19 protein-coding genes and 1 pseudogene are annotated in these 22496 nt (G+C 56.8%); 7 read left to right on the top strand and 13 right to left on the bottom strand.

Features of this window, described 5'->3' with window-relative positions; translation table 11 throughout:
• The first annotated feature begins 85 nt into the window (after positions 1-85).
• The 3 genes from ASD52_RS40800 to ASD52_RS24845 all read left to right on the top strand — a co-directional run bounded on the left by ASD52_RS40800 (position 86) and on the right by ASD52_RS24845 (position 2436).
• Positions 86-331 (top strand): alpha/beta hydrolase, encoded by a 246-nt coding sequence (locus tag ASD52_RS40800; RefSeq protein WP_347369227.1) that lies wholly within the window; start codon positions 86-88, stop codon positions 329-331.
• A complete protein-coding gene (locus tag ASD52_RS24850) occupies positions 301-825 on the top strand; it encodes an alpha/beta hydrolase (protein ID WP_057225729.1) in 525 nt (174 codons plus the stop codon). The genes ASD52_RS40800 and ASD52_RS24850 overlap by 31 nt, the downstream gene beginning before the upstream one ends.
• A 504-nt stretch (positions 826-1329) precedes the next feature.
• Entirely contained in the window at positions 1330-2436 is a 1107-nt protein-coding gene (locus ASD52_RS24845; protein ID WP_082571879.1) for an ATP-dependent DNA ligase, read from the top strand.
• A gap of 481 nt (positions 2437-2917) precedes the next feature.
• Here ASD52_RS24845 and ASD52_RS24840 read toward each other — a convergent pair whose 3' ends face one another.
• From ASD52_RS24840 to ASD52_RS24830, 3 genes are read right to left on the bottom strand one after another with little or no spacing between them, the layout of a single operon-like run.
• Complete coding sequence (locus tag ASD52_RS24840; protein WP_057225727.1) at positions 2918-3898, bottom strand: DUF3618 domain-containing protein; 981 nt, start codon at positions 3896-3898, stop codon at positions 2918-2920.
• Positions 3898-4314 carry a phage holin family protein gene (locus ASD52_RS24835; protein WP_057205397.1) on the bottom strand — a complete coding sequence of 139 codons (417 nt, stop codon included), beginning with the start codon at positions 4312-4314 and terminating at the stop codon, positions 3898-3900. Before ASD52_RS24835 ends, ASD52_RS24840 begins: the two co-directional genes overlap by 1 nt.
• Positions 4307-4843, bottom strand: a complete 537-nt coding sequence (locus tag ASD52_RS24830) for a hypothetical protein (protein WP_057225735.1) — start codon at positions 4841-4843, stop codon at positions 4307-4309. The genes ASD52_RS24835 and ASD52_RS24830 overlap by 8 nt, the downstream gene beginning before the upstream one ends.
• Positions 4844-5376: 533 nt before the next feature.
• On the opposite strand from ASD52_RS24830, the gene ligD reads away from it, so the two are divergent.
• Positions 5377-8016, top strand: coding sequence for a DNA ligase D (gene ligD, locus ASD52_RS24825; protein WP_057225733.1), 2640 nt, complete (start codon positions 5377-5379; stop codon positions 8014-8016).
• Between the two features lie 107 nt (positions 8017-8123).
• Here the strand turns inward: ligD and ASD52_RS24820 are convergent, their stop codons facing one another.
• The 7 genes and pseudogenes from ASD52_RS24820 to ASD52_RS37775 all read right to left on the bottom strand — a co-directional run bounded on the left by ASD52_RS24820 (position 8124) and on the right by ASD52_RS37775 (position 15429).
• Complete coding sequence (locus ASD52_RS24820) at positions 8124-9935, bottom strand: YbhB/YbcL family Raf kinase inhibitor-like protein (RefSeq protein WP_162254182.1); 1812 nt, start codon at positions 9933-9935, stop codon at positions 8124-8126.
• A 521-nt stretch (positions 9936-10456) separates the two neighbouring features.
• Positions 10457-10582: pseudogene (locus ASD52_RS40335) on the bottom strand (transposase); the annotation flags it as partial.
• Positions 10583-10914: 332 nt separating this feature from the next.
• On the bottom strand, positions 10915-12120 hold the full coding sequence (gene repC, locus ASD52_RS24815) for a plasmid replication protein RepC (RefSeq protein ID WP_057225722.1): 1206 nt from the start codon (positions 12118-12120) through the stop codon (positions 10915-10917).
• A gap of 598 nt (positions 12121-12718) precedes the next feature.
• Positions 12719-12913, bottom strand: a complete 195-nt coding sequence (locus ASD52_RS24810; RefSeq protein WP_057218411.1) for a hypothetical protein — start codon at positions 12911-12913, stop codon at positions 12719-12721.
• A 535-nt stretch (positions 12914-13448) separates the two neighbouring features.
• The gene (locus ASD52_RS24805; protein ID WP_057205418.1) at positions 13449-13799 is read right to left on the bottom strand and encodes a hypothetical protein; all 351 of its coding nucleotides are present in this window, start codon (positions 13797-13799) and stop codon (positions 13449-13451) included.
• Between the two features lie 316 nt (positions 13800-14115).
• On the bottom strand, positions 14116-14643 hold the full coding sequence (locus ASD52_RS24800) for a DUF4142 domain-containing protein (protein ID WP_057225719.1): 528 nt from the start codon (positions 14641-14643) through the stop codon (positions 14116-14118).
• A 555-nt stretch (positions 14644-15198) separates the two neighbouring features.
• Positions 15199-15429 carry a hypothetical protein gene (locus tag ASD52_RS37775; protein WP_309239243.1) on the bottom strand — a complete coding sequence of 77 codons (231 nt, stop codon included), beginning with the start codon at positions 15427-15429 and terminating at the stop codon, positions 15199-15201.
• A gap of 812 nt (positions 15430-16241) precedes the next feature.
• Between ASD52_RS37775 and treZ the strand changes: the two genes are divergently transcribed.
• Entirely contained in the window at positions 16242-18179 is a 1938-nt protein-coding gene (treZ, locus tag ASD52_RS24795; protein WP_057225717.1) for a malto-oligosyltrehalose trehalohydrolase, read from the top strand.
• Between the two features lie 28 nt (positions 18180-18207).
• Here treZ and ASD52_RS24790 read toward each other — a convergent pair whose 3' ends face one another.
• A complete protein-coding gene (locus ASD52_RS24790) occupies positions 18208-18510 on the bottom strand; it encodes a hypothetical protein (RefSeq protein ID WP_063991863.1) in 303 nt (100 codons plus the stop codon).
• Between the two features lie 210 nt (positions 18511-18720).
• Here ASD52_RS24790 and ASD52_RS24785 point away from each other — a divergent pair, with 210 nt between their 5' ends.
• Positions 18721-19215, top strand: a complete 495-nt coding sequence (locus ASD52_RS24785) for a ferritin-like domain-containing protein (protein WP_057225715.1) — start codon at positions 18721-18723, stop codon at positions 19213-19215.
• A 167-nt stretch (positions 19216-19382) separates the two neighbouring features.
• Here the strand turns inward: ASD52_RS24785 and ASD52_RS37770 are convergent, their stop codons facing one another.
• A complete protein-coding gene (locus ASD52_RS37770; protein WP_082571876.1) occupies positions 19383-19772 on the bottom strand; it encodes a GFA family protein in 390 nt (129 codons plus the stop codon).
• A gap of 483 nt (positions 19773-20255) precedes the next feature.
• Between ASD52_RS37770 and ASD52_RS24780 the strand changes: the two genes are divergently transcribed.
• On the top strand, positions 20256-20831 hold the full coding sequence (locus ASD52_RS24780) for a cysteine hydrolase (RefSeq protein WP_057225731.1): 576 nt from the start codon (positions 20256-20258) through the stop codon (positions 20829-20831).
• A 53-nt stretch (positions 20832-20884) separates the two neighbouring features.
• Here ASD52_RS24780 and ASD52_RS24775 read toward each other — a convergent pair whose 3' ends face one another.
• Entirely contained in the window at positions 20885-22375 is a 1491-nt protein-coding gene (locus ASD52_RS24775; RefSeq protein ID WP_156613033.1) for an EAL domain-containing protein, read from the bottom strand.
• Between the last annotated feature and the right edge of the window lie 121 nt (positions 22376-22496).

The following is a 22496-nucleotide window of genomic DNA, read 5'->3' as shown; positions in this document are numbered from 1 at the left end:
CAGGCTGCCGAGGACCAACCTCGTCAAACTGTCCGGACTTTAGTGAAAGCGCTGTCCGGGATTTAGCGGAATCAATGTCCAGCTTTTGCGAAGCGCGCACGCAAACAAGCTTTCTTCGAAATTCACTATTGTTTGCCCGGATCTACCAGGTTTTGGCCAATCGTACTTGCCAAGGGACACGCCAGATCATGCCGGATCCTCGAAGCGCACCAAAGCGAGCGATTGCATGGAACTCATGGAATATCTCGGCCACCACCGCTTTGCCGTAGCTGGCCATGACCGCGGCAGCTTCGTGCCGCCATGGACTTTCCCGATCGTGTCGAACGGCTGATTGTGATGGACGGCGTTCCTATTCTCGAAGCGTTGGAGCGCGCCAACGAGAAATTTGCCCGTCTCTGGTGGCATTGGTTCTTCTTCGGCACTTCGCATCGACCTGAACGCGCGATTGGTGCCGACCCTGACGCTTGGTACGGTGGCTCGGCGCAGTTCATGGGCAAGGAGGCTTTCAATGACTATCTGGTCGCAACGCGAAACCCGCAAGTAATTCATACGATGATCGAAGATTACCGAGCAGGCCTTGGTGTCGACAAGGCTCATGATCTTGCTGACCGGGAAGCCGGAAAGACGGTCATGTGTCCGACATGTCTTTTGTGGTCGAAGCGCGATGACCTGGAAGAATTGTATGGTGATCCACTTTCGATCTGGCGACCTTGGGCACCAGGTATCGTTGGTCGCAGTATCGACAGCGGCCATCACATGGCTGAGGAAGCTCCACACGAAGTTGCCGCGGCGATCATCGCCTTCCAGCATGGATCAACGCCATGAGCTCCCTGACCTGACGAGGCAAACACTCCCGTTGACATTGAGGCGTGAGACTTCCATCGCCCAGCCTTCGGTCATGCTGGGCTTCGACACGAACGCTTTTCTGCCAGGCACATCGGCTTCCTCAAGTGCTGACTTGCGTAGCAGCAACACTTCTGTCTACCGCAGAATCGCCATGCTGAAAAAAACAAAAAATATCAAAATGGGAACCAGTCCTTTTGCCCGAGGTTAGGGCGGCACGTCACGTTGAATACAACGGTTTACCGGAGGAACAGGACACGGGTAATCAGCAGCAAGGTGGCCAGGCCAGGGTGGCCACAGAGTGGTAGCCAGGGCGGCCAAGCCGGTCATCACGGCGGCGGTCAAGCGTACAGCAGCCTGGCAAGCGGGGAGTGGCCAACGCTATCGCATCTTCCACCGTGGCCTGATTTACTGAGGGGTCTTTCTCAGCTGACGCGTTCGGTAATCACCCAGTGCCAATGCAGCATTACCGCAGAACGAGGTGTGATGGCAAAACAGGTTTCGCAAACAAATCTGAACTTTGGAATATCGATAGAAACCGAACCCATGGAAGCGCGTTCAGCGGATCAACTCCCATCAGGAGAGGGTTGGCAGTATGAGCCGAAGTGGGACGGTTTCCGATGCCTCGCTTTCAAGAAGGGTCGTGAAGTAGACTTGCGGGCAAAGTCAGGCAAGGGGCTCGCCCGCTATTTCCCGGAGTTGGTGGCATTCCTCGCTGCGCTGCCAGCTGATCAGTTCGTGATCGATGGTGAGCTTGTCATCGCGATCGACGGGGAACTTTCTTTTAACGCCTTGCAAATGCGACTCCATCCGGCGGAAAGCCGCATCAGGACATTATCGATCAAGACACCAGCAAGGCTAGTCGCCTTCGACATGCTGGTAGACACAAACGGTATGTCTCTCCTCGCCGAGAGCTTAGGATACCGCCGAGCCAGGTTGGAAGCACTGGCGAAAACCGTAGCGGACGGAGAACATCTCTTGCTGTCGCCGTCCACCAACGACGTCGCTGAAGCCCGCCGCTGGTTGTCCGACGCAGGAGGCGACACAGACGGCGTGATATGCAAGCGCATCGATGCCCCCTATCTGCCTGGTGATAGGACAATGACGAAGGTTAAGCGGCTTCGAACGGCCGACTGCGTTGTCGGCGGTTTTCGATATGACGGCAACGGCAAGCTGGTCGGATCCTTGTTGCTCGGGCTCTACAATGACATTGGTGAACTCGACCATGTCGGCTACACCTCCACGATAAGGAACGACGAAAAACCAGAGCTCACAGCAAAGCTTGAGGCCTTGCGCGAGGCACCTGGCTTTACAGGCAAGGCTCCGGGAGGTCCGAGCCGTTGGGCTACAAAGCGCACTTCGCAGTGGCAGCCCCTTAAACCTACTCTGGTGGTCGAGGTCAAATTCGATCAGATTACGGGACGCAGATTTAGGCACGGGACAAAGCTCCTTAGATGGCGCCCGGATAAGAAGCCATCCCAGTGTGATTTTAGGCAGATCGAACCGGCTGCGGTCATCAGCGCCCAGGCAACAATGCCCGCAGGCGTCCAGACCGCCACGAAGCCGTCGAGCCGTAGAGCGCGACGGAGCTGATTATCTTCAGCCAAACTGCTCTCGACTTACCAGGGCGAAGCCTGGAACTTGTTTTCGATTTCGCGGTTTGCACACCATCGAGATCAATCAGGATCACGATCAAGGGAGTAATGAGAAATGGCAGCAACAAGCAAACCAGGTGCAAAGTCGGCGGGCAGCAAGGACGCTGCCACGAAAAAGAGCACGTCCTCGGGCAAACAAGGTGGAAGTCACGAGCAGAAGGCGAAAGCCGGCCAGCAGAGCCACAAGAACACAAAATAAGCGAACAAGAGCCCGTCCTGAATACGGGCTCTTGTTCACAACGAGCTTCCTCGACCGAGATAACCTAGGCTCGCGCGGTGCCTCCGCCGAACGCCTCCACCTCCGACCCCAAGCCAGATTGCCGCCTCTCGCCTGACCAACCCACGGGCATGGTCAAGAGCCGCGCCGTGGGGCTCTTGGTTGGTTGGTGTAGCCCGTTCACCGTGGCGGAGCGTCAGCGCTAACGGTCCGTCTTTACTTGTTCAACTTCTTCCATGACGCGATCCCTGGCGACATTATGAACGTCCGAGGCGACGTGGACAGCGGTCTCGTAGACATCAGATGCTATCTCCTTGCCTTCTTCGACAAGTTCGGAGGTTTGCGCGGCGATATTGGTCTTCACAGCATCTGCCGCCTCTCCGAGCACTTCGTCTTCCATGTCAGTATGCGGCAGCGAAGCACCGATGGCGGCTCCGACGGCAAACGCCAGTGCCCCACCAACAAGCGGCTGGTCGCGGAAATGCGTCAGGATAGCATCATTAAGACGATGGGACTGGTCTTTGAGAGTTGATCCTGCCGCAGATGACGAACCGACCACGGCGCTAGCCGCGTCCGTGGCTCTTCGAGCAACATCACCAGCCGTGTCCTTGACCTTGTTCCAACTCGCAGACGCCCAACCAGTAGAGGCATCGAGCACCGCACCGGCCTCATCGGTAATATTCGAGATCTGCTTGCCAGTGGCATCTGCAAACCCCCGATAGGCCTTTCCGCTTGCGTCAAGAAAGTTGCCGGCACGGCGACCCGCGCTGTCGGTCAGAGCTCGGAAACGCTGTCCAGCGTCGTCGGTGAAATGGCTGTAGCGTTCCTCGCCAACAATTTCCGGCGGACCAACGCGCCGCACGGATCCATAGGCGGTATATAGCGGATAAGGTTCTTCGAACGGTACTGCATCTCCCTCCGGGGCTGACCCTTGCTTGGCCATCAACCAGGCGAGGCTCACCCCCATCAAGGCCACGGGCAAGGGGTTTGCTTTCAACGCGTTGCCGAGGTTGCTGAGATACTCGGCCCCGCCGCTGCCCTTGGCATAGGCAATCACTTCATCGACGAGCTGCCCGGGGGACATACGCTCCTGGATCGCACCTATACGTGCTTCGATCCGTTGACGGTCGGCGTCAATTTCCTGCTGAATGTCGGCCGAGGATTTTTCTGACGATTGGTCCATCACATTTTCTCCTTGACGACATCGACATCGCGGCGAAGCGATGCGGTCGTGCGGTCAAGCTTGAAATTGGAGCCCCGCAATGTTGCGAGACCTTTGGAAATGAGCGCCCAAGCAATCAGGCCAACCACCAGGCCGACGACCAGGGCGGACGTCGCATTGGCGGTGACCTCGTTCATTCCGTTGCTGACGAGAGACGCAGCAAGACCGCTCACCAGTGCACTCAGCAACACTCCAACCGCGCCGATCGCAAAAATCAGCCCAATCATGAGGACTTCGACGCCGCCGAGGGCTTTTGCCACCTTTTCGGAGGCCTCGGTCTTTGCAAGATCTATCTCCTTCCTCAAGAGGCCCGAGACATCTGAAACAAGGCCGCCAACAAGTTCGGAAAGGGGCATCTGATCGGTCGTTTTAGCCATTGTCACGCCCTCCTACTTGGGAGCCCGCCCCAAGGGACTGAAAGTCACCGGCAGCCGATTTGCTGGCTGCAGCATGAGAAGCGCGTCGTGCAGACGCCGCCAGGAACCTGCTCGCAGCGACCCCGGCCAGTGCAGCCAACCCCAGGAATGCGACCGGCTGCTTGCGGCCAAAGTCTTCCGCCATTCCGGCTATTTCACCGAGGTCTCGGCCTTCCATATTTCGTGCAACCGCTGCGACACTCGCGCCGATCTGCTTTGCGTACCGGCCTACTTCCGGCTGGTCACCCCTTTCGAGCTCCGCACCCACCTTCTTTAGAGCAGTCGCGATCCCCGCCGTTTGACGCGCCGCGAACGTCGTTTTTTCTGCCAGGGTGTCTTGCACCCTTTCCATCGCAGTGTTCGCGCTGTCCTTAACGGCATCCGTCGCAGCGCTTAAATCGTCGCTGACCCTCGCTTTTAAGTCGCTGAGACTGGCGGGTTTTGCTGCATCTGTGGTGCTTTCGGCGAACCCGGGTTCGGCTGGGGGCATAACGTCCCCCTGTTTGATCTGGTTGGTTGGGTCTGGCATGGCTTCCTCACGAGGTTTCAGGCAGCGACTGCTGCACTTTGCGCTCCAACCACAAGGCAATGCCTTTGTTCCGCCACCTCGACGGCAACCGCTTGGAATAGGATTGTTCTGGTTCGGAGTGTCGCAACCATTCCTGGAGCAGGTAACTGGCCGCCACCAACGAGCGGCAATACCCATCCCGTGAAGGGACCATAACGCATATCTAGCCGTCATCGTCTACCTGCTCGCTGGACAAAGTCTTGCCCCTTGCACACTTGCCCCCATGGCCCCGGGTGCGCTGCAGCAAAGCCTCAAGGAATGTCATCCTCAATGGCGCAGGATAAGGAGCCTGCCCCAATCATCTGCCGCCGGACCGGTTTTGCAGGTCGCCTAACAATAGCTCTCCTCGCAAGAACCAAACACTCGGCCAGCCAGGAACTTTCATCGCCTGAGGGGCTTTATCTAGCTAAGGCAAGTCTCCCCGGAAGGTCCATTTAATGTCAGTCGAGGGCGTCATGGCGAGTGAGAAATTATCCAGCTACCGACGGAAACGCGATTTCGGAAAGACCCGTGAACCAAGCGGTCAAGCGGAGGTAAAGCCCTCTAATCGCCGGCGCTTTGTCATTCAGAAGCATGACGCCACGCGTCTGCATTACGACCTCCGCCTCGAGCTTGATGGCGTATTCAAATCATGGGCCGTGACGAAGGGGCCGTCGCTCGATCCGCACGATAAACGCCTGGCCGTAGAGGTCGAGGATCATCCCCTCGACTACGGAGATTTTGAAGGCACCATCCCCAAGGGTCAATACGGCGGCGGAACGGTGATGCTGTGGGATCGCGGCTACTGGGAACCGGAGGGGGAAGAGGCTCCGGACGAGGCCTTAGCCAACGGTGACTTGAAGTTCACGTTGGAAGGTGAACGTCTGCAAGGCAGCTTCGTGCTCGTGCGCATGCGCAACGATCGCAATGGCAGCAAACGCACCAACTGGCTGTTGATCAAACATCGCGACGAATATTCCGTGGAGAAGAACGGTGCAATTGTCTTGGAGAAGAATAACCGGTCGGTTGCCTCAGGCCGCACTATGGAAGCGATCGCGTCGGGAAAGGGACGACAGCCTAGGCCCTTCATGTCGAAAGAGGGGGGATTGGAGGCCGACGCTGTTTGGGACAGCAAGAACGGATTAGCCGCGAAACAGCAAAAGGCCGGTCGTAGGACGAGCAAGAAGCCAGCAAGCAGCACACGCGGACCCGCACCAGATTTCATCCCGCCGCAGCTCTGCGAAACATTGGCACGTCCGCCCTCGACTGAAGGCTGGGTTCACGAAATCAAATTCGATGGCTACCGTATCCAAATGAGGGTCAAAAACGGCGACGTCACGCTGAAGACCCGGAAGGGCCTGGATTGGACCGCAAAATATCCAGCCATTGCCAAGGCGGGAGCCTCTCTTCCCGACAGTATTCTTGACGGTGAGGTCTGCGCGATCGATGAAAATGGGGCGCCCGATTTCGCAGCTCTCCAGGCAGCCCTGTCAGAGGGGAAGACTGATGACCTGGTCTACTTCGCCTTTGATCTCCTGTTTGCCGAAGGCGAAGACCTGCGGGAAAAGCCACTTACAAACCGCAAGGAACGACTAGCTGCGATGCTGTCGAAAGCTGGCGATGATCCGCGCGTTCGTTTTGTTGAGCATTTTGAAACGGGCGGAGATGCGGTCTTGAAGTCGGCCTGCCGACTTTCACTTGAAGGCATTGTTTCTAAACGGGCGGACGCGCCCTATCAATCGGGCCGAACCGATACCTGGGCGAAATCAAAATGCCGTGCGGGACATGAGGTAGTGATCGGCGCCTATTCAACAACCAGCGGCAAATTCCGCTCCTTACTTGTCGGCGTTAATCGCGGTGACCATTTCGTTTACGTCGGGCGGGTTGGCACGGGTTACAGTGCCAAGACAGTTAAGAGCATCTTGCCCAAGCTGCAGGCGCTTGAGGCGGCGAAATCTCCGTTCACCGGCATAGGGGCGCCCAAGAAGAAACCCGGTGTCGTGTGGCTCAAGCCCGAGCTTGTCGCCGAGATCGAGTTCGCCGGCTGGACGGGAGACGGGCAGGTGCGCCAAGCGGCGTTCAAGGGTCTTCGCGAAGATAAACCGGCCCGAGAGGTCGAAGCGGAAGTGCCCGCCTCCCCGAAGAAGGCGAAGGTTGCGGATCCCGAAACACCAGCAGTATTGCCGACACCTCCTCGCAAGAAAAGCAAAGCCGAAGTGATGGGGGTGCTGATTTCCAACCCTGATAAGCCGCTATGGCCGGATAGTGGTGATGGCGAGCCAGTGACGAAGGTCGATCTTGCCCATTATCATGAGGCTGTGGGCTCTTGGCTTATCGAGCACATCAGAGGACGCCCCTGTTCGATCATCCGAGCGCCCGATGGGATTAATGGTCAACAATTTTTCCAACGGCACGCTTTGCCTGGTACCTCGAACTTGCTCGAGCTCGTCACGGTCTTCGGTGACAAGAAGCCATATCTCCAGATCGATCGGGTCGAAGGCCTTGCCGCCATCGCTCAGATAGGCGGCATAGAGCTGCATCCTTGGAACTGCGAACCCGGTGAACCCGAGGTGCCCGGACGCCTTGTGTTCGACCTCGATCCCGGCCCCGGAGTGGCGTTTGATCGCGTCATCGAAGCGTCGCGAGAAATCCGCGACCGCCTGGAAGCACTCGGTCTTGTCAGTTTTTGTAAGACAACCGGAGGGAAGGGACTGCACGTCGTCACCCCCCTCGCAGCAGCCAAAGGCAAAGCCCTGAACTGGTCTGTGGCCAAGCAGTTCGCCCACGATGTCTGCGAGGAAATGGCGCGCGACAATCCAGATCATTATCTGATCAAAATGGCAAAGAACCAGCGGGAGGGACGCATCTTTCTCGACTATCTGCGAAACGACCGAATGTCGACAGCAGTTGCGCCGTTGTCGCCCAGGGCCCGTGACGGGGCAACCGTCTCGATGCCCCTGAATTGGAACCAGGTAAGAAAGGGCCTTGACCCGACACGCTACACCATCCGCAGCGTGCCAGACCTATTGGCAAAGAGCACCGCCTGGCAGGACTATTGCAACAGTCAGCGCTCGCTCGCAACGGCGATCGAACGGTTGGGCGGTACGGCTGGGTAAGCGTAGCGTGGGATGGGCAGAATCTCACAAGATCTTGGACCGCTGAACAAGAGCTGGTCTCCCAAGGGGCCATCCTTGGAGCCAATACGCTCGTCGAACACTCGCTTTCAACGAGTGCCTTCGCGCTGGAACGTCCCGATAACCTGACCCTTGGCGAGTACGTGTCCGTTCATGGCTGTAATCAGGGCGTCTCTTGTCATCCCAGGATCGAGCCCTAGCGTCTCCACGTCCAGCGCGAAAATTTGGAAGTGATAGTTATGAGCAGGATCACCGACCGGCGGTTTCGGACCGATATAGCCGAGCGATCCAGCCGAATTCATGCCTTGCTTTGCATCTTTTGGGTGCGAGAGGACCGGATCATTCGGCAGGCCCTCCCTCAAGTGATTGAGATTGCCTGGCAGGTCATAGGCTAACCAGTGAACGAATGGCTTCGGCGTTGCAGCATCGGGATCATCAACGATAATGACGAAGGATCTCGTTGCCTCGGGCGCGCCGCGCCAGCCCAGCGTCGGCGAAGCATTTTCACCCTCTGCGGCATAAGACAGCGGGATCGGTTTCTTGTCAGCGAAAATTGCGTTGAGTTCTATTGGAGCGGGGGACTTCGCCACAAGCAGCTCGATCGCGATTTTCGATGGAGGAAGTTCGCGGTAAGTATTGGGGGTGTTCATTAAGCTTGACTGCGAGCCGTTGACTTCGCCCGAGTATGAGACCCGGTATACCAAGCCATTCGAATCATCGGCGACGAACAAGGAACCATCCTTGCCGACCGCAATGCCGGCCAATCGTCCGAGGTAACCGTATCTGCCGTTCTCCTGGCGTAGCAAAAAACCCTGGAGAAACTTTTCGAAAGCTTTCGGCTGGCCATCCTCAAAGTTGATGCGAACGACCTCATAGCCGCTGGGAGGACGGCGGTTCCATGATCCGCGCATTGCCACAAAGGCGTCTCCCCGAAAATCCGACGGAAACATAGTGCCCTGATAGAAGGCCATCTGCATCGGCGCGCTGTGCGCAGTGTAGCCGAGCACCGGCTCAGTCGATAGCGCGGCCCACTTTGACAGGGTTATGCCTTCCGCAGGATTGATATGAGGGTTGAATTCGCCGGCGCCGAATATGTATGGCCAGCCATAGCGCTTGCCCTGCTCAAGGTGGTTGAGTTCTTCGATCTGGACCTCATCACCCAACCAGTCGATACCGTGATCAAACCCATAAAGGGCCCCCGTGCTCGGCTCCCAATCGAACCCGATCGTGTTGCGCAGTCCGCTGGCAAATATCGATCTCGAGATTCCATCCTTGGACGCCCTCAATATGGTGGCGTTTTCAGCATTACTCTCCTGACATTCGTTGCAGGTACTGCCAACGGAAATGTAAAGCATGCCGTCGGGCCCGAGACCCAACGTTCGGTTCGCATGTTGGCCGGCATCGGGAAGATCGTTGATGATACGCGTCAGAGGCCCGAAAGTGCCATCCTCTTTGACCGGAGCAGTGTAGACGTCATTGACGGTGATCAGAAATACGTCGTTTTCATCGAAAGCAATACCGTGCATGCCGGGTCGGCTGGCAACCGTCCGTACCGTTTCCGCTTTGCCGTCGCCATTGTCGTCTTTCAACATGATTACGTCCCCAACGGACCGACGAGTTGCATAAAGAACTCCTGACTTGGAGACTGCAAGCATACGGGGGTTCACCAGGTTCCTCGCAAATACTTCAACCGTGAAGCCTTCCGGCGCCTTGATTAAAGCTGTGAGCTTCTTGTCGTCCGGCACGGCGAGTTTCTCCGGCTCCAATACGGAGCTTTCGATTGTGACATCCGAGAACTCTCCTGCCGTGCCTTTCATCTGCGCCGAGGCAGTCGCTGACAGGGTGAGGGCGGTAGTGAGAAAGAGCATCTTACTGAGGTGAGTTGCCAATGGGGAACGCATCAACATCCTCCTGCTGTCCTGGACAAACAACCAAGGGACCGCCTTGTTCCGCAAAGTTCGCCTATCTCTCAAAGACTGTAGGCTCTATCATAACCAGTTGCATCTGCCGCAGGGCGCAGAGCCGTTTCTCACACGTTGATGATAAGTGCTCTCACGACCCGACTGCGAGGCGAACTGGGAGCGCCGAACGGTCCACCGGGGGCTGGCGCGGTGAGGGAGTTGGACCGTCCGGCTTCTTGCGAACACCCAACATCTGCTGCGGGTGTATGTTCCGCCTCAAAAGACTTTTGTTCGAGTTTCATCCGACCTCCCCAGGAGATACAAGGAGAAAGGCCGCGCTCCTCTTTCCAATGAATTATCGTTGCAAGCTCCACCAAATCACTCCGCCCGAAGCAGGCGTATGCGTCGTGTTTCGCCGTGCTCTCCAATAGGTGTCCGGCAGGAATAGCGGCTAGTGAATTCGCCCTTAGGCCGGTCTTCAATTCTTCAATCGCAAAATACGCGTAGAACGAACGACGGCCGCGATTGCTCACCTCGCGCCACGCGAACTCGCCCACGTACCAATCGAAGCACTTCAACGAAAACCGATGGTGGATGCCGACGTAGGCCCGTTGCACCCGCGAAAAGAAGCTCTCGACCTGATTGGTGTTTGTTGCCTCGTCGGCCTGATAGGCCTTGGTTGACGCGCTGCAGCTCGTTCAGGCCAACCAGGTCGTTAAAGCTGCCATGCTCGTCCGCAAATTCCGTTGCCCCCGCGAAACGTGATCTCAAACGGCCTCCAAGGCTGCGTTGCCGTCTTGGTCGCGGATGATCCGGATGAACATCTGCCCTCCCGGCCCGCGTTGGCGATCGCAAGAGCGCACAGACGCTTCATGTTCTGGTATTTCTTGCGGCGGCGGTTGATGCGTTCCTCGACGACCGTTTGCTGTCGATCCGGTGCGACCCGGTTGGCCACAGTTGGCCCAACCCCATGCCGCACTTAACCCATCCCTTGTCCATTTGCCCGCATCAGCGCCATGATCATTGGACCGAGCGAAAACCTTCCGCTGCGAGCCTTGGCGGTCAGGTCCCGAAGGTAGCCGCCGGCGGAAGTGATGTGACCGGCTCTCTCGAGAATGCAGGCGAGGGTCGTTGCGGCATTCTCCGGCCCCATCGCCTCGCAAGCTTCCTGATAGGCAGACGGACTAACACCGAGCATCGAGCGCACGGTCACCGCCGCCACCATCAAATCGCGCCAACTGGATATTGTTCCATAGGGTCCGTAGGGAACAATCTCGGGGCATGCTTTCAGCACAACCTGAATCGGGAAGATGGCCATCTCCCGGTTTTCATGGGGGTTGCTTGGCTCGGATTTCGCCTTTGGCTCATTTCTAGAGCCAAGTTCAAATTCAGATAGGGACTGGGGGTTTGAACTATGTAAGTGCCGATCAATATGATCGGCACTGCCGCTCATATCCTTCGATTTAAACTTCAATTCCAGCCGGCTGGTGACCTCTTCTCGCAGCATCTCGAATTCCTCAAGCGCGTCCTCCGCCTGCTGCCTGGTCGGGCGTGGAATAAGCGTCTGGGTCATAATTCGCAATCGCTCTTGGACCGCGAACCAGTCTCCTGGCGCCCCCTCTTCCAGCGCTACTACTATGAGCTTCGAAACGTCACGGCGGCAGATGGTCAATCGCTCGCGCAACCGCCGCAGTTCTTGCCTTTCCTTTGCTACTGATATGGCAATCGCTGTGATCTCTTCGGCACGCACGAGAAGCGGCGCGACAGAAAAGCCAAACGCTTCGCTGATGCCACCCGACTGGTCCTTGCGTGCGTAGCGCTTTCCGTTGGCACTATCCTTTCGAACCAAGACGCCCGCGTTGATCAAGGCAGCGAGATGTCGGCGCAAAGTCGCTTCGGCCATCCCATGCGCCCGACGAGCAAGCTGCGAATTGGACGGAAAGACTACAAGCCCGTTTTCTTCGCTGATCTCGTCGTGTGGGTAGAACGTCAACAAAGCATTCAGCACCAGCAGCGAACGCTCGCTGAGGCCAAAATGCAACCTTGCATCGCATAATGACTGGAACAGTTTCCACTTTCCGGCCGTTTGTCCCGGTTCAATTTGTCGGGAAAGTACTTGGGTGGCCAACATGCCAAGCGTCATCGCTCGCCGCCCGAAGGGCGTCGTTACAGCATCTCTCTCCATCGTCCATTTCACCTTGCTAAAGGCAAAAGAATGCCGCTCACCGGAACGTGCCGATGCTGCACTTGATGCAACTTAATGTGGAGAGTTCTTTCTCTTTCTCGCTACAGATCGAGAAGGGCTCCACAACGGAAACGTCTGGCGGTCTTTATTCCTCTGCGTTCCGACTCCTGTTTCATCTTCTCCGCACAAATCCGGCCAACGCCAGTCTTAAGCGAAGCACTTTGCCACATCGAACTGGCCGCGAGGTCGACTTTTCCGCCCGCAGTGCAGCCAATGGGCTCCAATTGCCGATCACACACCGATTCTGTTGGCGTCAGCAAGGCCCGCGCAACTGGCAATTCGGGCTTGCCTTGTCGGATTCACGATTCTTTTGGCATCGAACGGACTTCCGGCTCGCAAATTCCAGCAGTTCAAAGAGGTGACAGAGGAGCGAGGCGAGAAACGAGAGCCGGTTCGAACCTAGATCTACTATTCGCAATCGCGGTGGAAAGGGGAGGATAGGGAGGCCTTTAATGTCAAAGGCGCTGATCCCAACGCATGCCGGCACACGCGGTACCGTCTTTCTATTTTTCTGGTAAAGCGCAAGAAGTCGCCTATCTCAGTGCAGGCTTGGAAATTCTAGCGCTGGTGCCAGCTCTTCGGCGGCCAGTTCACTTACGGCTACGAGTACCTCTCCGGCCGCGTAACCTGATCTGATTGCTCGCTCGATAAGCTCGTGAAGTTCGATCTCCACCATGTCCCTGCAATCGGCCAAGCGCTCCGCGTCGATGATAAGTCTATCCACGGTTTGCATAAGCGCTCCTTTTCTCGATCTTGCGACCTCGCCTAGCCAGGTCGTGGGAAAGGGCCCATGCCCAGTGCTAATCAAACGTCTGCTTGTCACGGAAGTTCCGAGAACGAAACACCGCTGGAGATAAGCCGCCGCTTCACGACGCAGGGGGGAAAGGATCCCATCCCCTACCAGATCATGATCGCTGATTTGGTCGGTACGCCAGGATAGGCCGCAATCCCCCGCGGCATCAAAGTGCATGGGTACCAATTACCGGCGGAAGGGCGCAAAGAAAAACCGATACGGATTGACGCACAACCGTCCAGAATCCTGCTGTTTAGGTCGAGATATACAAGCGAAGCGCATATCCAAGCGCTCATCTCCCGGCACCAACAAAGCGGCACGCATAACCGTCGCCTCCGCCCTTTCAGTCGCGCGGAACCGACGAGTGTACTGATAGTCAGTTTGAGCGCCGGGGAGTTGCTCTGCCTCCGGATAAATCTTGGCAGATGCGGGACGCGACAGTTTCAAGCCTCGCATCCCGCCTCTGTCGGGAGGCTCAGCGAACGTAGATGATCAATGCGCCGTCCGCGGCCTGTTCGGCGCCTGCGATGTTTTCCATCTCGATTTTTTGCGATTTCAGCTGCTCGGCAAGGGCCTTATTGCCTTCGACCGCCGTCAGCAACGCTTTGCGTTGTTCGGGAGTCGCTTTTTCCACCCACATGCGCGTCTGGTTCGCTTCCGCCAGCGTGCTGACCTGAACAACGCTAACCTTGTCGCCCTTGAAGTCAGTCACCGTTTTCTCGATGTTGGCCGGCCAGTTCATTTCGGCACCCTGGGCATAAGCAATTTCGCTGATGCTTAAGACGGAGAGGGCAACAATCGCGGATAAAGTCGCAATGCGGTTCATTATATGCTCCTTCCTTGGGGGTTTGCCTGGCCGGTTGGCCAAGCGCGTGGTGCAAAAGGATAAACAAGGCTCAAGATCCACAGCTCGGCGGACAACCGGGCTGGGTCGGGTTATATTCTAAGACGTTTTTCGCCCGAGCCCTGCAACCCTAACATGATAGTTGCTCGGCGGATAGTGCCCCGATACGGCCGGGAGGACGAAGACGTGAACAGCAAAATCGAAACAGCAACCTCCCACTTTGTCTGCCAAGCGTCACTCACGCGGCGGCTTGCGCGCCACCGGCCGACGCTTTTTCGCTTTTGACAAGCAACTCAATTTACTTATTCAGGCCCTCGACCATTTCAAGGTGATGCTGGAGCGCTGGTCTGGTCTTTTCAGCCCAAGCTTTCAGTTCGGGATTGTCACCCTCGCTCCCGTATCGGGCAAAAAGATCCACCGCATCCTCATGCGCGTCTTCCTGCTGGGAGAGGTATTCCTTGGTGAAGTCAGCGCCCTGCATGGATTTTAGTTCATTGATCGCTTCCACTTGATCGTCTGTCATCGCGGTTGGAAGCTCCGCCTTCACCTTACTGGACGTGAGCATTTGCTTAAGTTCAGACGACGTCTTGGTATGATCTGCAACCATCTGCTCCGCGAAGCTCTTGATCGCTTGATCGCCCCGCTCCACGGCAAGCTTGCTCGATTCAATTTCATACATGTCACTTGTGGCTGCCTCCTTGACAAAATCCTCTGTTTTAGGCGGCACGCCAAGCGCCGTATTGATACCCGATTTCTCAGCCGCGGACTGCGCCATGGCGGAGCCCCCCAAAAGCAGTGTCGCGGTAGCAAGGGCAATGTATTTCATCGTAAGCTCCTTTATATCGTCTCTCAATCCATACGTGCGGCTCCAACCCTTTGAGCCCCATTGTGTTCCGAGTCTTCAGCCGGTTTTTGTTTGGCGATGTCTCCGGAGATCAACCGTGGCGCTCCGAGGCTTAGATGAGTGCTGCCGCAGATTCGGCTTCAAAGTCACCCCGTTAGGTCCCGGCTCACGACATGCTGGGGCCGCTCGGCAAAGGGTTCAGCCACCAAGGTCGCCTGGTTGCGGATCTAGTGCCCAGGTAGCTCTCTTCAGATACTTGTTGCAGATCATCGTAGGCCTGCCGATCCGGCCGGGAGGAACGCAATCGCGATCATTCGATGACGCCCCGATCGCTGAAAACGCCTTACGATATAGCGCATCGAGGTGCAGTCGGTGCCATAGGGTGTGCCGTACTTTGCCGGGATCTCCAGTTCTGTTCCGAAATGCAGGCGGCGCTGCGCTGCGCAAGACGTCACGCCGGAAGATCAGCGGCTTCTGTGATGCGGCCATCCTTGAGGAGCTTGCACGGGCGCGCCTCGCAATGCGTGACGCCGGGGGCTATAAGATCTCGCGGCGCCGCCATTCACGGTAAGGAGCCATGAGTTGACCTGGAAAACGTCTTTCGATTTCGGTTTCCACAAGCGCGATCGTTGCCAAGACGGCTTGGTCTGGTACCGATTGTCGCTCACTTTCCTTTTCCAGTTCGCCCATACGGGTAAACAGTTCATCATCCGTCATCGCTCGAAGCTGTTCGGAAAGCGCTACTACATCTCTATCGGCAGATTTCACGACTTCTCACCTGTTCAATTCAAGGGGAGGGGTACTCCTGTGCCTGGATTGTTTTTCCTTCCACGCCGGTCGTCATGGCGCTTTCACCTCTCCGGCCCCGGTAGTTGGAGCCTTTCCATTCCAATTTTCTCTTTGTCTTGACGACATTCGTTTGTTCACCCGACTTCCCTTTTGCAGGGATGACGTTCATACCAGGAACTAACTGCTGATCCTGACAAAGGTTCCCAGCCGCGCGACCAGTCGCTTCTTCTCTTGATCGCACTACGACGGGAGCAGGCAAGACCACCGAACTTGCCTCGACGATGCGGCAGGTGGCAGCGCAGGCCCATCACGCAGCGTGCTGCAGCAGTGGAACGAAAACAGTGCCGGTTTGTTGGGTCTTGACTGACGGCAAGTGCATGTGATGCGACGGGCCGATACCACAACACCATGTCCCGACGGAGGTTTGAATCATGGTGGCCGTAATATTGTTAACCGTTGGGTCCCTTCCCATTCTTGCGGCTCTCTGGCTCCTGTGGTTTGGGCCGGCCTGGACGCCCGACCGACAAGTGCATTAGAGCCTGGATTATCCAGCGCCGTCTCGTTGCCGCGGATCCGCAAGAGCATGCGCCGCTAGAGGTTGGCGAGCCTCGAGCTTAGGCGAGATTACGCTGGTCAGCGTCTATGCCAAGCACCCTTCCAGGCAGAAAACACTCAGATCGGATGCCGCAGGAAGTTCGGTGCCAGCTAGCGTCCTTGGAACTTGCCTCAGAGTTCACGGTTAGGCTCCATCACTCTCCCTTCGAGTGATGCCGGCTAATGGAGGATGTCAGATGAGTCCGAGTGCGCACGAGGCACTGATTAGCCGGCGTTTTCCCATTGGGGCCGAACCGATGCGGGGAGGTGTATCCTTTCGAGTGTGGGCGCCGGCGCGCAAGCGCATTTCGGTCGTCACCGATAATGGACATTACCCACTCCACGCTGAAGGGAATGGATATTTTTCTGGCCTCGTAGCTGGTTTGGGCATCGGGACAAACTATCATTTGGACCTTGATAATGACGGGGTCCTGGAAGCCGACCCGGCTTCCAGGTTCCAGCCGCTCGGACCGACGGGACCCTCGCAGGTCATAGAACCGTCAATTTTCATCTGGCGCGACCAGGCCTGGACAGGAGTGCCCCCGCAAGGCCAAGTGGTCTACGAGCTACACGTCGGCACGTTTACGCCAGAAGGGACCTGGACAGCAGCGCGACAACGGCTGCAACATCTGCGCGATCTCGGTGTAACAGTGATCGAGATGATGCCAGTGAACGAATTCCTGGGCAGCTTCGGCTGGGGCTATGATGGCGTTTTACTCTTCGCTCCTACGCGACTTTACGGCACGCCGGACGATCTGAGGTCGTTCGTGGACGCCGCGCACGCTGTCGGCATCGGCGTTATTCTTGATGTCGTCTACAATCACTTCGGGCCCGGGGATCGATTTGATCGATTCGCTGCATCGTATTTTAAGGGCGAACGCAACGAGTGGGGCAGATCGCTAAATCTGGACGGTGACGGTTGTGATGGAGTCAGGACCTATTTCATCTGCAATGCTGTCTACTGGATCGAGGAGTTTCACTTTGATGGGCTGAGGATTGATGCCACTCAGGCCCTTGAAGACAAAAGCGAGAGGCACATTGTGGGAGAGATCGCGAACGCCTGTCGACGGGCAGCGGGCGTGAAGACGCTGTACCTGCTCGCCGAAAACGAACCTCAGGACGCGAACTTGGTCCGAGCAACGGAACGAGGGGGGCTTGGCATGGACGCCGTGTGGAATGATGATTTCCATCATTCGGCCAAGGTTGCGCTTACCGGACGGCGCGAGGCCTATTTCCACGACTACCGGGGCCACCCGCAGGAATTCGTGTCGGCAGCGAAATATGGTTACCTTTTCCAGGGCCAAAGATACAACTGGCAGAACAAGGCCCGGGGCAAGCCAGCGCGCGATCTGCTTCCGGCGAATTTCGTGCACTTCCTCGACAATCATGATCAAATCGCGAACTCGGCGAGCGGAAAACGCATCCATCAGTTGACGAGCGGCGCACGCCTCAGGGCAATGACGGCGCTTCTTATTCTCGGGCCCCAAACGCCGATGTTGTTCCAAGGGCAAGAGTTTTCAGCGAGCACACCTTTCCTCTACTTCAGCGACGCTGCAAAGGACAACAGCTCTAGCGTACGAGATGGGAGACTTGCTTTCCTGTGGCAGTTCGCGAGTTTCAGGGACCAGCAAATCAGACGGAACATGCCCGATCCGTGTGATCGATCAACATTCGAGCGTTGCAAGCTTGCTTGGGAAGATGCCGAACGCAATGGAGACATGCTCGCACTGCACACAGACCTGATCGCCTTACGGCGGTGCATTCCGGTCGTTGGCGAAGGGGAGCCGCCGGCAGCGGTGGACGGAAGTGTTTTGAGCGATCGCTGCCTCTTATTGCGATACCTCACCGCGCAAGGCAAGGATGATCGCCTTCTGCTCATCAATCTCGGTCGTGATCTGGTGATTGCCAGCCTGGCCGATCCTTTATTCGCTCCTCCGGAGTTTCACCAGTGGACAATAGCCTGGTCTAGCGAAGATGTTCGATATGGAGGAGGCGGGCTACGGCCCGCCGATCTTGATCGACGCTGGGTGCTATCTGGCAACACAGCGCTGTTACTAACGCCCGAAGCGAGAGGGGCCCAACGGGTTCCGTCAGCAAAGGATGTTGCGGACTGGCAGGAGCATCTCATCGGCTGAGTGTTGGCCATCCTCCTTTGAAACAGCTCTATGTTCCGCGGCCCTGTCGCGACTCAAGCAAATCGGAGAGCCTGTCGTTGCCAGTGTCGGACCAGTTCGTGTTCGGAATTATCTCCAAGACGAGCCGCATTTCCAGCAGCAAAATACGGTCTTTGTTCATCACCTGCACGCTAATCATCGACACGGGATCTAGCGGCAGTCCATCGGCTGCCATTTCAGCAAGTGTTACCTTCGCCTCGGCGAGGGCGGCTTTTTCGTCAGGGAACTCGAAGCCACGATCATCGGCACTAAACCCCTCTTGATCGGTCGTCCTGAAGTAAAACAACGGCATGCTTAATCTCCGCCCGATAACGGCGTTGTTGGCGAGATGTCGCCAGGGTGGCTTGGTTGTAGCCTACCAAGATAACTTCATCGCGAGAGATAGGTTCCGAAGGGTCCCGTTCGCGGGAGGCCGAAGAGCCAGGCTGTGATCGATCTGCACACGAGGCCGGAACTTTTTGCTGCAAGTCAGGTTAGAGTATCCTCAACCAAGGAGGAACACATGGCTGAAGCAAATCTGGAGAAGCTTTTTCACGAGACTCTGAAGGATATCTACTACGCTGAACGTCAGATCTTGAAGGCGCTGCCGAAGATGGCCCGTGCCGCCCAGTCAAGTGACACCAAGGCCGCGTTCGAGAAGCATAAAGACGAGACGGAGGGGCATGTGGAACGGCTCCAGCAAGTCTTTGAACTCATCGGGAAACGTGCCCAGGGCAAGACCTGTGAGGCGGTCCAGGGTTTGATTGCTGAGGGAGAGGAGATCATCGAAGAGTTCAAAGGCTCACCGGCGATCGACGCTGGCCTCATCTCTGCTGCCCAGGCAGTTGAGCATTACGAAATTGCCCGATACGGCACGCTGAAAACCTGGGCCCAACAGTTGGGTCTTAAGGACGCAGTCGGCTTGCTCGACGCAACCCTTCAGGAGGAAGGTGCTACGGACAAGAAATTAACCCAGCTAGCGGTTAGTGCGGCAAATATGAAGGCAAAGGCAGCTTAAACCTGCAACAACAGTGAGCCAGCCACCGCCGTGCCCCCGCGTATCACGGGGCGCAGTGGTGCTGGCTCATCGGCCAAGCTTGGGCTATGGGACACTTCTCCAAATGCAACCGAGCTTCGCGCTTGCGTCAAAGAACCCGGACGGGTGGCGCGGCTAACAGAGAAACCTCAATCGACTGATGGGGGTCGGCGATTCTCCCAATGTTGCTCGGCTCCATCGATCGCAAGCAACCATGGTTCGCGGCGCTTGACCCAGAGTTCATAAGTGGGAAGATATGAAGTTGGCGCATCGGCCAGCGTACCCAGTTTGATCTCGACTTCATTCCCCTCGCAGCTGAACATCCTGGAGCCACATCGAGGACAGAACCTTCGCCCTTCGTAGAGCACTGTATTACCAGCTGCGTCGAATTCGCTTTGCGGCCAAACACCAAAGAAAGTGAACGCCGAGCCGCTTTCCTGTCGACAATCTTTGCAATGGCAAATCCCGACCCGCAACGGCGGCCCGCGGACTTCGTATTTGACCTGACCGCAACGACAGCTACCAAGCCGGTTAATCATCGACGCAACTCCAGTCTCACCGAGGGCGCAAGGCGTGGCTCATGCATCCGTCATTCCTCCCCTCCAGATTCGAAAGCTCAGCCAAACGCCGTGAGATTGGACCGTTGCCGCGTTGGTTCGGTCGACGAGCTGGCCTTTCTCGCTTTTACACCAGCGATCTCCGAACAACGGCGTTCGATGTTCAATGTTCCCTTTCCCAAAACTTAGCTGACCATAGTTCGCGAGAGACCAATTGCGTGGTTTCAGCCTGCTCGCGGTCGCCCCTCGACGTAATCCGCTGTTTGCAGGGTGGGCGTCACTACGTGAAAAATTAAAGGCACTAGGCTTGAGCGATTTTGGTGCAAGGCCGGCTCGCTACCCCTCACATTCTCAGGGAACGATCATACACAAATTGAGTTCGAAGGATGATGCGCCGGACGACCGCCGGCAAGCTCGGAGGGAGATTTGAACTTGGCTCGCAACTGGAAGCATCTCTGCATTGACATGCAACGGCTCTTCAATGAGGACACGCCGTGGAGAGTGGAATGGATGTCCAGGGTACTACCCAATGTCGCGGAGGTCTCCGCCAATTTTCCAGAGCAGACCATTTTTACCCGTTTCATCCCACCGGAACGCGCGCAGGACGCACCGGGCATGTGGGCTCAATACTACGCAAAATGGTGGATGATGACAGGGGAGCATCTGCCCAGAGAATTGTTGGAGCTTCCAGCTTGCTTGGCCCGACTTGTTCCGCCGGCAAGGATCATCGACAAACGCATCTACTCACCTTGGCTCGAAGGCCGACTTCATCAATCACTGCAACAATGCGGGGTGGATACAGTGGTGCTGACGGGTGGGGAAACGGACGTTTGCGTCCTCGCGACTGTGCTCGGCGCCGTCGATCTCGGCTACCGGGTCCTTGTGCTCGAAGATGCCGTTTGTAGCGGCGCTGACCAGACGCATGATGCCGCGCTTCGCTTGTTAGGCGAACGGTTTTCGGCGCAGTTGACCCTCTGCACGACCGCCGATTTCCTTCACTCGAAAGGTGACGTTCGTGCGCTTACTCCGCCTTCGCGTTAAGGTGCTATTGGCACCTTCAATGCACAACACGGGCACGTTGGTTTTCGATGGGCCTACGTCTCAATGGTCGATCCGCGCTGCTGCAGAATCTTAGCAATGACCTGCGATGGCACGGGGCGAGATAACAGAAAACCCTGTAGGTCGTCGCATCCCAAGCGGCACAGCGCCTCTTGTTGCTCGATTGTTTCGATCCCTTCGGCGGTCGTCTTCAGCCCCTTGGCGTGCGCCAGACCTATGATTGCCTGAACAATTTCCTCGTTTCCCCCCGGTGTTCCGAAACCATTCACGAAAGAACGGTCAATCTTTATACGGTCGACTTCCAGACGCTGTAGGCACCCGAATGAAGAAAAACCCGTGCCAAAATCATCAAGAGCGAAGCGAACGCCCGCCGCTCTAAGTGCGCGTATGTTCTTCTCGCACTGCCCGTCTTCATCGACAAGCGCTGTCTCGGTGATTTCGATTTCCAGTCTCTCCGGCTTGAATTTCAGTTCATCAAGAATGGCCAGCACATTGCGGGCATAGTTCGGGTTCCGCATCTCAAGCGCCGATGCGTTGACGGAAAGTCCGAGGCCCTCCCATGGCAAGGCGGCAGTGCAGGCCTCCTTAAGGACAAGGGAGCCAACCTTTTCAATAACCCCAATTTCCTCTGCAAGACCGATGAACATATCCGGCGGTATCAAACCTTTGAGAGGATGCCTCCACCTTAACAGGGCTTCGACGCCCGTAATCTGGCGGCCCAGTGCGGAATAGACCGGCTGGTAATGGATTTCCAACTGATCCTTTGCTTCGAGAGCAGCGCGTAGATCTCGCTCGAGCTCGCGGCGCATTTTGATCAGTTCGTCCATGTGCGCGCCAAAGATGGCATAGCAGTTCCGTCCCGCGCCCTTGGCGTGATAGAGGGCGATATCGGCCTCGCGCATCATTTCGTCCGCCGATTTGTGTTGAGTCCCACGCGCACTTCCCAACATGGACACGCCGATGCTGAGCCCAATTCGAATGGGGTGCCCCTTGACCTCGAAGGGTTCCTGGATCGCGTCGATCAGCCGCTGACATTGTTTTTCGACATCCTGCCGGTTTGTATGGGCTATGATTGCAGTGAATTCATCTCCACCAATGCGCGCAACTGTTTCGGCAAGTCCGGCGGCCTCATTCAATCGTTTAGCCACCGCTATGATCAATGCGTCGCCGACTGGGTGTCCAAGCATATCGTTGACCTGCTTGAAGCGGTCCAGATCCATGTACAGAACTGCAAGTTCACGCGGCTTGCTCGCGCCGTTGAGCCTTTCAGCAAGGCGTCGGTGAAACGTTCGCCGGTTGGCCAACCCTGTCAATCCGTCGTGAAAGGCAAGATGGTTCAATTGTGCCTGGCTCGTTTTCAAGCGCCGCGACCGGTTCCAGATTGAGGCACCCATTGAGACTGTCAAAGCCAAAATCAACGCTGTGGTCGCTGCTAGGATGGGAGTGGTCTCTCGAATCAAGTCGGCTCCGGGCGAGAAAGGTGACCAAGAAAAGTAACCGGCCACCTGACCCGAACGTGTGGTCAACGGTGCCGTCGCCCTCGATTGATCGTAAGCGCGAATTTCCCCGCACCTTCTGTGATTGAGTGAGCTTTGGCATGAGGTGTCCACCTAAAAGAGGTGGACACCAAATGATGGAAGAAGGTCA

The organism is Ensifer sp. Root142 (assembly GCF_001426785.1).
Taxonomy (GTDB): Bacteria; Pseudomonadota; Alphaproteobacteria; order Rhizobiales; family Rhizobiaceae; genus Ensifer; species Ensifer canadensis.
This window is presented reverse-complemented; position numbering and strand designations above follow the sequence as displayed.

Coding starts and splice junctions, on each gene's coding strand:
- ASD52_RS24850 (WP_057225729.1), top strand. CDS start 301: ATGGACTTTCCCGATCGTGTCGAACGGCTGATTGTGATGGACGGCGTT.
- ASD52_RS24845 (WP_082571879.1), top strand. CDS start 1,330: ATGGCAAAACAGGTTTCGCAAACAAATCTGAACTTTGGAATATCGATA.
- ASD52_RS24840 (WP_057225727.1), bottom strand. CDS start 3,898: ATGGACCAATCGTCAGAAAAATCCTCGGCCGACATTCAGCAGGAAATT.
- ASD52_RS24835 (WP_057205397.1), bottom strand. CDS start 4,314: ATGGCTAAAACGACCGATCAGATGCCCCTTTCCGAACTTGTTGGCGGC.
- ASD52_RS24830 (WP_057225735.1), bottom strand. CDS start 4,843: ATGCCCCCAGCCGAACCCGGGTTCGCCGAAAGCACCACAGATGCAGCA.
- ligD (WP_057225733.1), top strand. CDS start 5,377: ATGGCGAGTGAGAAATTATCCAGCTACCGACGGAAACGCGATTTCGGA.
- ASD52_RS24820 (WP_162254182.1), bottom strand. CDS start 9,935: ATGCGTTCCCCATTGGCAACTCACCTCAGTAAGATGCTCTTTCTCACT.
- repC (WP_057225722.1), bottom strand. CDS start 12,120: ATGGAGAGAGATGCTGTAACGACGCCCTTCGGGCGGCGAGCGATGACG.
- ASD52_RS24810 (WP_057218411.1), bottom strand. CDS start 12,913: ATGCAAACCGTGGATAGACTTATCATCGACGCGGAGCGCTTGGCCGAT.
- ASD52_RS24805 (WP_057205418.1), bottom strand. CDS start 13,799: ATGAACCGCATTGCGACTTTATCCGCGATTGTTGCCCTCTCCGTCTTA.
- ASD52_RS24800 (WP_057225719.1), bottom strand. CDS start 14,643: ATGAAATACATTGCCCTTGCTACCGCGACACTGCTTTTGGGGGGCTCC.
- treZ (WP_057225717.1), top strand. CDS start 16,242: ATGAGTCCGAGTGCGCACGAGGCACTGATTAGCCGGCGTTTTCCCATT.
- ASD52_RS24790 (WP_063991863.1), bottom strand. CDS start 18,510: ATGCCGTTGTTTTACTTCAGGACGACCGATCAAGAGGGGTTTAGTGCC.
- ASD52_RS24785 (WP_057225715.1), top strand. CDS start 18,721: ATGGCTGAAGCAAATCTGGAGAAGCTTTTTCACGAGACTCTGAAGGAT.
- ASD52_RS37770 (WP_082571876.1), bottom strand. CDS start 19,772: ATGATTAACCGGCTTGGTAGCTGTCGTTGCGGTCAGGTCAAATACGAA.
- ASD52_RS24780 (WP_057225731.1), top strand. CDS start 20,256: ATGCAACGGCTCTTCAATGAGGACACGCCGTGGAGAGTGGAATGGATG.